The following is an 8,766-nucleotide window of genomic DNA, read 5'->3' on the forward strand; positions in this document are numbered from 1 at the left end:
CAGGCTTAGCCGATTTCCTCATCATGAGAGGGCCCAGGCTCTCGCACTGTCAGCGATACCTCGTAGCGTCTCTGTCCAGCCCGGTGTTGAGCAAGAAGGCCACCGCGGCGCAGGCCGCTACCGGCGCAAGCACCAGACGAGGCTCAGTGAACAGAAACATCCGGTACTCGAGAATCATGGCGCCCCACTCGGGGCGGCCGGTATCGGCTGACAAACCGATGAATCCCAGTGACGCAACGACAATCACGGCACGTCCGGCATCGGCTCCCACCATCGCACCCAGGGTTGGCCATGCGTTGGGCAACAGATGGCTATAGACCGCAGCGTAGCCAGGTACACCCATTGCTCTGCTGGCTTGCCAATAGGGTTCTGCTCGGATTCGGTCGAACAGGGCACCGATGGTCAGTGCATATGGTGCCCATGATGTCAGCAAGAGCGCCATCGCGATCGTCAGGGTTCCAGCGCCAAAAGCCGCAGACAAGACCAGCGCGGTGACGAGTGTCGGTATGGTGATGGCTGTCTGGGCAAACCAGGAGACAAGGTGGCGGAGTGAGCCTGAACCCAGGGACAGGCAGCTGCCTGCCAGCAAGCCAATGATGATGCCTCCTGTCAGAACGATTCCAATGGCCAACAGAGAGGGAAGAGCGCCCCAGGCGAGGCGAGTCGCCAGGTCTCTTCCCAGATGGTCAGTGCCCAGAGGATGGGTGAGTGATGCACCGCTCAAGCGATTCTGCAGATCGACTGCGTGTGGATCGTTGCTGCCAATCAAGGTGACTGTCAGCAACAAGACAATAGTTACGAGGCCGAATCGCCTTGCGGTAGTGTACGTCATTGCAATCGAGGATCCAGAAAACGCTGCAGAATGCGCGAGGCGTGCAGGATCACCGTCATCCACAAGGCAACAAGTGCGATGTAGGCCTGCAGTACGGCATAGTCACGATTGACGACTGCCTGGACGACACGTTCGGAAAGTCCGGGCACACCGAAGACAATCTCGGCGACGGCCGTTCCGCCGACGATCCAGGCCAGCTCGGGAGCCAAGCCTGCGATCAGTGTCACGGTAGCTGCCTCGCGACCATGGTGCCACAGCGCCCCGATGTCCGATCTGCCTTTGGCCAGTGCCGTACGATACCAGGGGCTCTGCCTCACGTCCCGAAAGCCGGCATGCGTCAGGCGAGCCACGCTGCCTAGCGAGAACAGACTCACCAACATCATCGGTAGAATGATACGTTCCGGTGTTTCACCACCAAAGGCGTTGATCCAGCGAAGCTGAACGCCGAAAATCCACAGCAAGACGAGTCCCACCGCGAAGGCAGGAAGTGCTTGTCCGGCAATCGCCAAGGCTCGCGAGAACACATCGGCCCAACCATCTGGCCGGTACGCAGCAAGGAAACCAATGGCATAGCCGAGCAGTACTGCCAGCATCATTCCGCCGGAACCGATGGCTATCGAGTAGGGAATGCGTACCATGAACTCTTCGAGCACGGGTCTTCCAGTTTCAAACGATTTGCCCCAATCCAGGGTCAGGAATCCGCTCAGCCATCGGTAGAACTGGGTGAACAGCGAGGCATCCAGTCCCCACTGTGCCCTGAAGGCGGCGACTGTCTCGGGGCTGGAGTGGATATTCATCTGCGCCATGAAGATGTCCACCGGATCCCCGGACATCAATCGCAGGAAGACAAATACCACCGTGACAATGGCCAGCCAGGACAGGAGCGGCCGCAACAGCCCATTTGCTGTTTTACCGGCAGTCATTTCTCCACGATCAGATCGGGGCGGATGATGTAGTAATCCGAACCCCACGGTTCGTAGTCTGAAAGAGCTGCTGACAGTCCCACATGCCATTCCGGCGTAACAAGAAACGCCATGGGGACGTCCGCGGCAATGATGTCCTGAGCCTGGCGGGCGAGGTCGATGCGTGCACTCGAGTCGGCTTCACTTCGTAGCTCGGCGATCAATGCATCGTATTGCGGGTTCGACCAGCCGCTGTAATTGCGTGCGGCATCGGTTTCCAGAAACAGTGTCAGGAACTGGGCGGGATCACCGGCAGGCGCGGTATGTTGTGCCCAGAGAAACAGATCGAATTCTCCTGCGGCCGCCAGTTCGCTGGGGCTTTCCGTGACCTGTGTAGTCACGTCGATGCCAAGTTCGGCAAGCGCGGAACGGATCACGGGCTGGAAGGTCACCAGGTCCGGTCGCTGAGGATAGGCATACAGCACCAGGGACAAGGATTGGCCCTGTCGATGGCGCTTGCCATCATCACCGACAAGCCATCCGGCCTCGTCCAGCAGAGCACCCGCTGCTGTCGTGTCAACAATCAAGGGGTCAGTGGTGGCAAAAGGCGAATTGGCAGGAAAGGCGCCGGTGGCTGCTAGACCGGCCTGCGCAGCTGTTACCAGATCGTTGCGATTGATGGCCTTGTCTATGGCTTTACGAACACGAACATCTGCCAATGCCGGTGAGTGTGTGTTCATCCACATCATGTATTGATACTCGACCGGGAAGGAGACTGTCCTGCCAGCAACGCCTGAGAGCATCGGCAAGGATTCAACTGGCAGGTTGAAGGCCATGTCCAGTTCGCCTGATGCAAAGGCGAGAGCCAGTGATTGCCCATCGGCGATACGCCGCAGGTTCAACTCCGGGCGATCCGCAGCCCCTGCATGGTAGGGGTTTGGCAGCAGTTCCAGAGATGACCCCGCCTCGAACGCCTTCACCATGTATGGACCCGTGAAGATCGGCACGCCATCGACCAGCTTGTAAACGGGAAAGGCCCATTCCGCCAGAATCGATGGCAGTATGGGCGTCGGCTGTTCGGATTCCACTTGCAGGACAAGGTCATCGATGGCCGTGAATGTCAGGCGTCCTGCGGTCGAACGAGCCGATGGGTTGGCCTCGCCGGTTCGATTCAATCCCGCAGCGACAAGTTCAGCGGTCATCGGGCTGCCATCGGAATAGTATCTGTCCCTGGCCAGTTGCAGTGTCCAGATACCGTCGTCACTGACTGTTGCCGAGACGGCCAGATTGGGCTCCACCTTGCCCTCTTGCGATACATGAAACAGTTGCTCGGCAATGCCATGACTCACGAGTGCCCAGCCGTTCGAACCCTCGGCAGGATCAAGCCCGGCAGCCAGGAAGGTCTGGCCAATGGAAAGTGATCGTGCATGAGTTCCGACGGGAAGAAGAGCGGAAGCAAGGATCACAGCAAAGGCGATCAGTCGTTTGGTGCATCGACGGAGCATGAAGACTGTTTCTCGTACAGGGGAGGGCGATGGCACTGCCAGGGTGTGAAACTCGGGTTCACAAGAATTAAAGATACGTTATAACATAACATCAATAAGCGCTGCCACGGGATCGCTGCAGGCCTCGCCTGTCGTTGACCGCCGTGTCGAGTTCACCGACATCCTCAGACCTCATCAATGTTGATCGACAGCAAGGCCTGCTTTCCCGAACAGGTTGATGATTCCGTGTTCAAGCGCCTCGGGTGCTACCCGCGATTCCTTGATCATCCCCCGCCGATGGATACGTCAGTCTTCGATCTGTATCGCGTTGCCGGCGGAAAGATTGCCGAGCACTGAATGAATGTGGAAGCGATCAGCCCGCGATCAGTGGGGGATCGTGGGCAAGCTCTGATGGCGTTGACTCGATAGCCGGCTAGCCGTACGCCAGATGCTCGTCGGACTGGCTGGGCGGTGCCAGTCGATCGACCTTCAGGTCAGAAACGCGCAGTTGCGCGGTTTCCAGATAGATACCCAGCTGCCCCTGCTGGTAGTCATGATCCACCAGTGACAGCACCACACGACCGTTGATCGACACTTCGATGTAGCTGCCGAACATGATCAGTTTCATGGCGACACGGGTTCGGTCTTCCGCGTACCAGTAGCCGGACTGCAGGGATCGGTACTGCATCATGTGTTCCCCGCTGCGATCCTCACCGGTGCCCCAGGCCCGCATCTGGGCCACGCCTTTCAGCAGATCGAGCGACAGGTAGTAGCTATCGCGTGATTCGGGATCGATTCGAAACACCAGGCCGCACTTGCCCAGGCCGCGCATCTCAAGGGTGGCCTGGAACCGGAAATGATCCAGGACCGGGTCGAAGACGAACGCCTGGAAGCCGCTATCACAGGTCAGATCCAGAGCGTCGTTCTCGCTCGCACACGGCTTGACCGTCGAGCCGGCATCCTCGATCAGCTTGTGTACACACGTGGTGTCGATCTGGTTCCGGATGTAGTCGGCGATGCCTTCAAACGTCACCGCCCGTAACAGACCTTCCTCATTTCTGATCAGACGTTTCGGAGGCGGCATCAGGTTCTCTGCCGTACGGTCCTCCGGGTTCATCGAATAGAAGTTCCACAGAAGCCAGCCTTTCTCATCACGGCACACGCGTGCTGCATAGTTGTCTTGTGCCAACAACACGTTGTCGTGATAGCTGCGCCAGCGATTGCCGAGCTTGTCGGTATGCCAATAGTGGATCTTGGCGTCTTCACGCATGCTGGCAATCAGGTAGTGTTCATCGTCCACCACGATCAGGTTGGGCACTTCGACATCGTCATACAGACGCGGATGATGCAGTGGCGGCTGTGCCACGAAGTGATTCGGCTCTACCTCCTTCATCAGCGCCACGCAGCCACGGCGTACCACAGGGCCCTGGTTTACCCGCCCCGCTGCGAGTAGCCAGCCATCTACCCCGTCGTGATAGTAGAAGGGATCACGGAAGCTGACCCAATGCCGGCCCTCGTCGAGCGAGGCTTCATAGTATTGCGGATCGGGCTGCAAGGGAAAGCAGCTGCGCGCGTCGAACATGGCGTGATGGCTGCTGGCCGAGTCGGACCGGCTCTGCTTCACGGCGGCTTTTACGCGCTCGGGATCGTTCGGGCCACGCTTGTCTTCCCAATGCACAGGGGTCTTTTCCCAATGATACAAGTCGCTGCTGATCGCCATGCCCAGACGCTGGTAGTTGCCTTGGTCGCGCCGCGACAGGCCCGTGTAGAACATTCGCCAGTGGCCTTCACGATGCGGATCGGGCGAGACGTGCATGGTCCAGAGCATCAGGTCGTCCCAACTTCCGGGGTCGCCAATGAACAACGCGTTCTTCACGCGCCGCCAATTCAGCGCATCGGTACTGACGGCATGTGCGATGAAGTCGTGATTGGGCAGCACGAGGTGAAACAGGTGATAGAGGCCATCGTGGTACAGCACGTCCACATCACCGATAGATTTTCTGCTGCCTTCTGTTTCTGCAAACATGGTTTATCCGGGTCTGCGTGACTTTCTGTTGGTCATTGTAAATAGCAATTGCACGGAGTATGCCTTTGTGACAGCGAGTCTGCTGCTATCGCTGGCTTGTCGGTGTGTATCGATTTGTCGGGTAAGCGGGCAGAAAGGGCCAATGATGATCCTTGATGGCGTGCTGAGAGTGTATCAGCCCTTGTCGGACAGCACTGAGGCCTCACCATCTGGAATTGGTTGTATAGGTTATGATATAACGTAACATTTCATCTGTGGTGCGACAACGTCGTCCGGATCGGCAAGATCCATCTAGAAGGTGGCGACGTGATTGCAGAGGCAACACAAGTGCTCTCTGACAACTACGACTATGACGAAGGGAAGGTACTGTTCAAGCCGACGTTGACCTTCGGCTCACAAACCTTTCGTCCGAGCAAGGAAGGGGCGCTTTCGTACTTCGTTGGCGGCAACCCCGACTTTCCGAACGACCAAGGCTTCAAACTCAAGCCCTGGACGAAAGTCTGGTTCAACCAGCTCGACTATATACTTCATGGCGATCTCGCAATCGCCCAGTGCAACGTCCATCTCATCGGAGAGGACGATAGCCACATTTTCGTCAACAAAAGCTTTGTCTTCAAGATTTGCGATGACGGAAAGGTCAGGATCGTGCTCCATCAGTCGTCGGCCAGTTGAATGTGACGACCGGATGGAGAGACTTCCAGATCCATTGGCTGGTCCTGGTTCAGGCCGGAGAATTCGTAGCCGATGACGTCCATCGTCGAACTGTATGAGGCTTCGATGAATCGTGCTTCGAATTCGGGATGGGCCCGCTTCACGGCCTGCAGAACAGCTCCGGGAACCATGTCTTGCAGGAACTCGATCTCGATTTCATCGAACTTGCCATCCGGCGTCAGATCGAATTCCACCTGCCTTGATGTTTCTGCAGGTGTGGTTTGTTCGAATACGACATCGCCGTTTTCATCGACAAGAGGCTCGTGCTCGCCGTCCAGGAATTCCCCCGCAGGGATGTTTCCCTGGACTTCGTACACCATGTAGCCATCGATCTCGGTTTCGGTATTGGCACCTGTCAGTTCGATGGTTTCGAAGCGTTCCTGGATGGCCTGCATGACGGGCTCGGGAACTTCTGCAAGTTTCACCGGGGCTTCTTCACCGGCGTGGGCCTGAACCATGGACAAGCTCAGAACCATCGGAATGAATCGTTTCATGTGATCAGTTCCCATGCTTGTCTGTTCGCTTGTCGAGCAGTGAACTGATTTCACTGCGGATGACTTGCCAGAATTCATGCAGATTGGTGTATTTGCTGTCGATGTCCCCCAGATACTGCTCGAGATGTTCGATGGCCTCGTGTTGCTCGTTTTCCTCTTCCTGGCGTAGTCGTTCACGAAGGCCACGCAGTGTGGTCTCCATCTCCTCGATCTTTACCTGCAGCTCGCGTTTGCGGCTTGCGACATCGTTGTCTTGCGTAAGGTTCATGATGATTGTCCGTGTCGGATTTCCGTGGATATCTAGAGGCCGAGCAGTTTGCTGCCACCGATCAGAATCAGCGGCAGGAAGAAGAACACAGCGCCGATGTAGGCAACCACGTACAGTTTGTTCTTCACGGCAAGGGCAGCCAGAGAGGTGGCCAGCTTGATCGGAATGTCCCGCAGAAACGGCAATGAATAGATCAGCGCCACACCCAGTACGTTGTAGGCGAGGTGGACGAAGGCGATCTGCAGGGCAAAAATGGCGTTGGCTCCGGATATGGCCGTTGCCGCCAGCAGCGCCGTGATGCAGGTACCGATGTTGGCGCCCAGTGTGAAGGGATATACCTGTCGCAGTGTGAATGCACCACTGCCTGCCAGCGGTACGATCAGACTGGTCGTCGTGGACGAGGACTGTACGAGTACCGTCAACAGAGTGCCCGTGAAGATGCCCGAGAGAGGCCCTTTGCCAACCGCCGTATGCAGAATCTCCTTGGCGCGGCCGACCATCAGCACCTTGAGGTGTTTTCCGATGTAGGTGATGACCAGGAAGATGCCGACTATGCCGAGAATGATCAGCAGAACTCCGCCAATCAGATCACTCATACCCGCGCCGTGTATCGAGTCCTTGGCAAAATTGACTGGAGGCTTGACCAGTGGCTTGATGAAATTGAAACTGCTGGTTGAAACCGAATCACCGCCGATGAAAAGAGTGGCCAGTGAAGCACCGATTCTTTCCAGAAAGCCGAACATGACCTCCAGTGGCAGAAAGATCAGTATCGACAGAAGATTGAAGAAGTCATGGATGGTCGCAGCTGAGAAGCCGCGTTTGAAGTCCTCGCCGTTTCGGATCATGCCGAGGCTGACGATGGTGTTGGTGATGGTGGTACCCATGTTCGCACCCATGATCATCGGAATGGCGATGCTCACTGGCAGCCCACCAGCAACCAGTCCGACGATGATCGAGGACACTGTGCTCGATGACTGAATGAGCGCCGTGGCCAATACCCCGACGATGACAGCCGTGACCGGGTTGCTGGCAAAGGCGAAAAGTTCCTTGGCACTGTCACCGGCGGACATCTTGAATCCACCACTGATCAGGGCCACGGCGACCAGAAGCAGATAGACCAGCGCTGCAATCATCGCCCATCGAAGGGCAGGTGGCATGCCTGCGGCATGTGTCCCGGGTTGGGCCTGTAGGGTTGTTGTTGTCATCTCATCTTCCTGTTCAATGCCTTGCAGCCGCATGAGTGCGGTTTGCCTGGGAGCCTCGAGAGGCTCGGGAAGAATGCAATGTCTTTGTTATAGGTTTGTTACATGACCGTGCTTCGGCGACACGGTGCGATCATCGTGAACGGGTGTCGAAACTGCAATCCGTGCATGATTTTCCTGTTTGAAGAGAGAGTCAAACTGCCAGGATCACGCCTAAGCGTGATTCTGGCAGCGTTGAGGATGCTCGTTCGGGTCTCTCCAGAACAACCTTGCTGCGGCCCGGTCTGGTGCTGCTGCTCTGGCGGTGAAGCTATTGCAACTGCAGACTTGCCAGCACCGAGCTGCTGACTGTTGCCGGTAGTGGCAAGTAGTGCAAGGACTCCGCATGATTCTGACCTTCCGTCAGAATCCAGCCTAGAAGATTCCTTATTGCAGTACTTTTCTCGGTCGATTCGTAATTGTCACGAATCAGGAACCAGGTGTATGTGGTGATGGGGTAGGAGCCTTGCGCCGTGGGGTCAATCATTGTATTTGCAACTTCTTCAACCTGCTCGGAGTTCGCACTGTTCATGGCCGCTTGGCCGGCAGCTATCGTAGGTGCTACGAATTCACCATGCTGGTTTTCCAGCAGTGCCATGGGCAGACCGAGCCTGCTTGCAAACCCGGATTCAACATAGCCGACAGAGCCTAGCGTCAGTTTCACTCGACCTGCCACGCCTTCATTACCGGGGGCTTCCATGGTTCCGCCGAGCCAGTCTATACGTTTGGAAGTAAGCGTTCACGACATCAGACTGGCGTTCTGACGCATGTAACCTATCATCAGTGCATCACCCGCACTTGCTGCTAG

At 56.8% G+C, this 8,766-nt stretch carries 10 protein-coding genes; 2 read left to right on the top strand and 8 right to left on the bottom strand.

Translation table 11 applies throughout. The features are described 5' to 3' along the window. Positions 1 to 49: 49 nt before the first annotated feature. Genes ACUNV4_RS04965 through ACUNV4_RS04975 form a run of 3 tightly spaced genes read right to left on the bottom strand, consistent with a single transcriptional unit; the run spans position 50 to position 3,239 of the window. Positions 50 to 832 (bottom strand): ABC transporter permease, encoded by a 783-nt coding sequence (locus ACUNV4_RS04965; protein WP_430877381.1) that lies wholly within the window; start codon positions 830 to 832, stop codon positions 50 to 52. Beyond that, positions 829 to 1,755, bottom strand: a complete 927-nt coding sequence (locus ACUNV4_RS04970; RefSeq protein ID WP_430877382.1) for an ABC transporter permease — start codon at positions 1,753 to 1,755, stop codon at positions 829 to 831. Before ACUNV4_RS04970 ends, ACUNV4_RS04965 begins: the two co-directional genes overlap by 4 nt. Next, positions 1,752 to 3,239 carry an ABC transporter substrate-binding protein gene (locus ACUNV4_RS04975; protein WP_430877383.1) on the bottom strand — a complete coding sequence of 496 codons (1,488 nt, stop codon included), beginning with the start codon at positions 3,237 to 3,239 and terminating at the stop codon, positions 1,752 to 1,754. The genes ACUNV4_RS04970 and ACUNV4_RS04975 overlap by 4 nt, the downstream gene beginning before the upstream one ends. Before the next feature lie 177 nt (positions 3,240 to 3,416). Here ACUNV4_RS04975 and ACUNV4_RS04980 point away from each other — a divergent pair, with 177 nt between their 5' ends. Then, the gene (locus ACUNV4_RS04980; protein ID WP_430877384.1) at positions 3,417 to 3,575 is read left to right on the top strand and encodes a hypothetical protein; all 159 of its coding nucleotides are present in this window, start codon (positions 3,417 to 3,419) and stop codon (positions 3,573 to 3,575) included. 76 nt (positions 3,576 to 3,651) lie between these two features. Here ACUNV4_RS04980 and ACUNV4_RS04985 read toward each other — a convergent pair whose 3' ends face one another. After that, positions 3,652 to 5,244, bottom strand: coding sequence for a hypothetical protein (locus ACUNV4_RS04985; protein ID WP_430877385.1), 1,593 nt, complete (start codon positions 5,242 to 5,244; stop codon positions 3,652 to 3,654). Between the two features lie 306 nt (positions 5,245 to 5,550). Here ACUNV4_RS04985 and ACUNV4_RS04990 point away from each other — a divergent pair, with 306 nt between their 5' ends. Then, positions 5,551 to 5,916 carry a hypothetical protein gene (locus tag ACUNV4_RS04990; protein ID WP_430877386.1) on the top strand — a complete coding sequence of 122 codons (366 nt, stop codon included), beginning with the start codon at positions 5,551 to 5,553 and terminating at the stop codon, positions 5,914 to 5,916. Here the strand turns inward: ACUNV4_RS04990 and ACUNV4_RS04995 are convergent. The 4 genes from ACUNV4_RS04995 to ACUNV4_RS05010 all read right to left on the bottom strand — a co-directional run bounded on the left by ACUNV4_RS04995 (position 5,898) and on the right by ACUNV4_RS05010 (position 8,658). Next, positions 5,898 to 6,449: a hypothetical protein gene (locus ACUNV4_RS04995; protein ID WP_430877387.1), complete on the bottom strand. Its 552-nt coding sequence runs from the start codon at positions 6,447 to 6,449 to the stop codon at positions 5,898 to 5,900. The genes ACUNV4_RS04990 and ACUNV4_RS04995 overlap by 19 nt on opposite strands. Before the next feature lie 4 nt (positions 6,450 to 6,453). Beyond that, positions 6,454 to 6,717: a hypothetical protein gene (locus ACUNV4_RS05000; RefSeq protein ID WP_430877388.1), complete on the bottom strand. Its 264-nt coding sequence runs from the start codon at positions 6,715 to 6,717 to the stop codon at positions 6,454 to 6,456. A gap of 32 nt (positions 6,718 to 6,749) precedes the next feature. After that, positions 6,750 to 7,922 carry a Na/Pi symporter gene (locus ACUNV4_RS05005; RefSeq protein ID WP_430877389.1) on the bottom strand — a complete coding sequence of 391 codons (1,173 nt, stop codon included), beginning with the start codon at positions 7,920 to 7,922 and terminating at the stop codon, positions 6,750 to 6,752. 307 nt (positions 7,923 to 8,229) lie between these two features. After that, entirely contained in the window at positions 8,230 to 8,658 is a 429-nt protein-coding gene (locus ACUNV4_RS05010) for a hypothetical protein (RefSeq protein ID WP_430877390.1), read from the bottom strand. Positions 8,659 to 8,766: the final 108 nt, after the last annotated feature.

This window comes from Granulosicoccus sp. 3-233, from assembly GCF_052681095.1.

What these genes read in the sequence shown, in the direction of transcription:
- ACUNV4_RS04980 (WP_430877384.1), top strand. Translation starts at nt 3,417, where the DNA reads ATGTTGATCGACAGCAAGGCCTGCTTTCCCGAACAGGTTGATGATTCC.
- ACUNV4_RS04970 (WP_430877382.1), bottom strand. Translation starts at nt 1,755, where the DNA reads ATGACTGCCGGTAAAACAGCAAATGGGCTGTTGCGGCCGCTCCTGTCC.
- ACUNV4_RS05010 (WP_430877390.1), bottom strand. Translation starts at nt 8,658, where the DNA reads ATGGAAGCCCCCGGTAATGAAGGCGTGGCAGGTCGAGTGAAACTGACG.
- ACUNV4_RS04965 (WP_430877381.1), bottom strand. Translation starts at nt 832, where the DNA reads ATGACGTACACTACCGCAAGGCGATTCGGCCTCGTAACTATTGTCTTG.
- ACUNV4_RS04975 (WP_430877383.1), bottom strand. Translation starts at nt 3,239, where the DNA reads ATGCTCCGTCGATGCACCAAACGACTGATCGCCTTTGCTGTGATCCTT.
- ACUNV4_RS04985 (WP_430877385.1), bottom strand. Translation starts at nt 5,244, where the DNA reads ATGTTTGCAGAAACAGAAGGCAGCAGAAAATCTATCGGTGATGTGGAC.
- ACUNV4_RS05000 (WP_430877388.1), bottom strand. Translation starts at nt 6,717, where the DNA reads ATGAACCTTACGCAAGACAACGATGTCGCAAGCCGCAAACGCGAGCTG.
- ACUNV4_RS05005 (WP_430877389.1), bottom strand. Translation starts at nt 7,922, where the DNA reads ATGACAACAACAACCCTACAGGCCCAACCCGGGACACATGCCGCAGGC.
- ACUNV4_RS04995 (WP_430877387.1), bottom strand. Translation starts at nt 6,449, where the DNA reads ATGAAACGATTCATTCCGATGGTTCTGAGCTTGTCCATGGTTCAGGCC.